Annotated in this window: 1 protein-coding gene; it reads left to right on the forward strand. The window is 61.9% G+C overall.

Features of this window, described 5'->3' with window-relative positions:
• Positions 1–376: 376 nt before the first annotated feature.
• Positions 377–1,876: methyl-accepting chemotaxis protein (locus Q1K49_RS13440; RefSeq protein ID WP_300526495.1), on the forward strand; the 1,500-nt coding region annotated here is incomplete at its 3' end.

Raw genomic sequence — 1,876 nt, forward strand, 5'->3', positions numbered from 1 at the left:
GCCCCGCTTCTGTCGTGGAGTGTGTCTGTGCGTGCGTCCGAAGAGGAGTGGAACGGGTCCGTCGGTATGCGATTCCCGTCGCCGTGCGATGCGGAGCGCACCGTTCCTTCGAATGCGGTCTGAGCATCCTTCTCTGAAACCCGGAGAGCCTGCGGAAATGTTTTTTCGGAAGGGGGCGCTCAGAACCGGCGGAAGAAGATTGCCGAGAAAATATATGAAATTAAAATGCAAGCGTTTCAACAGGAAGACATGATGCAGACATAACAACCGAGCCATAGTCCATGCTCAATAGACTTTTCGTTGTGTTTGACCTAGAATTTCTTTTCAAGAGGTTTTACGTCGATGCAGCGCGCCGGAACAGAGGAAGGGAGAAGTGATGTGGCTCATGAGGACGATACGGGGAAAGATACTGGTGTGGTTCGTGTCCGCCGTGGTGGTGCTCTGTGGTGCTCTCGGAGTGGTGCTCTACCAGCAGGTGAACAGTTCCGTCACGGCTCTTGCGGACGACATGGCCATGGGAATCGCCCGTGCCAGAGCGGATCAGCTCGGGGAGTGGCTCCTTCGGATGATCGACGTGACGCGGGGCGCCGCGGAGATGGATATCGTTCACACCATGAGCTGGGATGCCATGAAGGGTGATTTGCGGCTGCTCCAGGAACGGGAATCCCGGTTCATCGAGATGTACTTCGTGGCGGACGCCACGGGACACGCCCCGACCACGGTGGAGGGGCTGTCAGCAAACCTCGCCGACCGTCCCTACTTCAAGGAACTCATGAGCGGTGCCCGGGACATGGCCATCACCGACCCCGTGATCTCCCGCACGACCAACCAGCCCATTTTCGTCATCGCCCACGCCATCAAGGACTACACGGGGAAGCCTGTGGGTGTTCTGGGAGCCTCGCTCCGCCTCGACGCGGTGAGCGAGATGATGGAAAACATCTCGATAGGCGAGGGCGGGTTCGGCTGGATCGTGGACAGCACCGGACTCGTCATGGCGCATCCGGACCGTGATCAGGTGATGAAGCTCAACGCTCTGGAGTCTGCGGCGCTGGGTTTCAAGGGATTGGACACCGTCGTCCGCCGGGTCATGGCGGGAGAGGCAACACAAGGAGTTTTCATCCGCCCCAACGGAAGCGAAATCGCTCTCTTCAGTCTCCCCGTGCCGCACGCGCCCAAGTGGACTCTGGGTGTGGCCGTGCCGGTAGCGGAACTCCACGCCACGGCGAACGCTCTGGCGAAGATCCTCGTAGGGCTCGTGGGGGCCATCGTGGTGGTCTTTCTCGTCATCTCCTACCTGCTGGGCAATTCCATCTCCCGTCCCATCAAGAACGTGGTGGCCCTGGCGGAACGGGCGCGGGACGGGGATCTCACCTTCACCCGGGAGGACTTCCACGTGAACACCCGGGACGAGATGAACACCATGGCGGACGCGCTTGCCGCCATGATCGCCCGGCAGCGCCAGGTGGTGCTGGAGCTTCAGGAGGAGGCGGTTCTCTCCGCCCAGCGCGCCGAATCCCTCGCGGCCCTGTCGGAGGAGACCGTGGCGTCCATGGAAGAGGTGAAGGGCGCCATCGAAACCGTGGCCTCCCTGTCGGAGAGCAACTCCGCGGCACTCCAGCAGACCAATGCGGGGGTCGAGGAAGTGGCCTCGTCGGCCACCACGGCGGCCCGGTCCGCGTCGGAAGGTGCCGAGGCCACCGCCGTGACCGCCGGAATGAGCGAGAAATCCGTGGCTCGTGTGGAGGGCGTCATCGCGAAGATCCAGACCGTCGGCGCGAGGACCGAGGACTCCGTCAAGAGCATCAACCGCGTGGCCGCGTCGGTGAGTTCCATCACCCAGTTCGTCACCACCATCAAGCAGATCGCGGACCAGACG

Origin of the sequence: Aminiphilus sp., assembly GCF_029975095.1 — a bacterium.
Classification (GTDB): Bacteria; Synergistota; Synergistia; order Synergistales; family Aminiphilaceae; genus Aminiphilus.